Raw genomic sequence first — 1,168 nt, 5'->3', positions numbered from 1 at the left:
GGTATGTCTTCCGACTGATCATCGGAGCAGATGCAAGAAGCCCATGCGCTCCTGAAGCTTCGAGCTTGTATCGTAGATCGGCTCTGCATCTGTACTTGCTGGCCCTGGGTGTCCGCACGGTATCCAGAGTCTGCCGCAGGGCGTGAACTCACATCACAAGGCAGGACCAGGACCGGCGTTGATCGTCGTCCATTCCGTCTGAGGAGGTTTCCATGTCCCCCATCGTGGGCATCGACGTCGCCAAGCATAGCGTGGCTCTGGCCATCGAGCTGGACAATGGCAAGCACCGCACTAAGGCCAAGCTCGCCAACGATCCGAAAGGATTTGCGACCCTGCACGCCTGGCTGTGCACCCACGCCCAGCCTGACAGCTGGGTCGTGATGGAAGCCACCGGCATCTATCACCAGGCGCTGGCCGAGTTCCTATACGCGCACGGCTACCGGGTGTGCGTACTCAATCCAGCGCAGCTGGCGCTGTACGCGCGTCGCCAGTTGCAGCGGGTCAAGACCGACCGCAGCGATGCGAAGCTGATCGCCAGCTACGGCTTGCGCCACCGCGACCAACTGCGTGCCTGGCATCCCGATCTGCCGGCCCTGAAGACGCTTAAGGCGCTGGTGCGCCGCCGCGATGACCTGCTGCAGATGCTGCAGATGGAACGCAACCGGCTGGAGGCTGCGCAGGCGAATGGACAGCCCTCGATCCAGGGCCTGATCGACCATCTGCATGCCCGCATCAGCGAGATCCAGCAGGCCATCGAGGACCATATCGACCAGGATCCGGACCTGCGCCGGCAGCGCAGTCTGCTGACCAGCATCGACGGCATCGGTGACATCAGCGCCGCCCTGCTGCTGGCCGAGTTGGGGCCGGTGAAGCGCTTGGCCGACGCGGCCGCGGTCACGGCCGTTGCCGGCCTGAATCGGCGTCTGCACGAATCGGGCAGGTACCAGGGCAAGGTCTGCATCTGCCGCACCGGCTCGGCGCGGCTGCGCGCCGGACTGTACATGCCAGCCCTGGTGGCCATGCGCCATAACCCGGTGGTCACGGCGCTCAAACAGCGTCTGCATGCCCGCGGCAAGCACGGCAAGCAGATCGTCTGCGCCGCCATGCGCAAGCTGCTGCATCTGGCCTACGGCGTGCTCAAATCCGGCACTGCATTTGACCCGCACAA

1 protein-coding gene is annotated in these 1,168 nt (G+C 64.5%); it reads left to right on the top strand.

Annotated elements, in window-relative coordinates:
* Positions 1–212: 212 nt before the first annotated feature.
* Positions 213–1,168: IS110 family RNA-guided transposase (locus tag NX05_RS18980; protein WP_053012894.1), on the top strand; the 956-nt coding region annotated here is incomplete at its 3' end.

The organism is Xanthomonas vasicola (genome assembly GCF_000772705.2).
Lineage (GTDB): Bacteria > Pseudomonadota > Gammaproteobacteria > Xanthomonadales > Xanthomonadaceae > Xanthomonas > Xanthomonas vasicola.
This window is presented reverse-complemented; position numbering and strand designations above follow the sequence as displayed.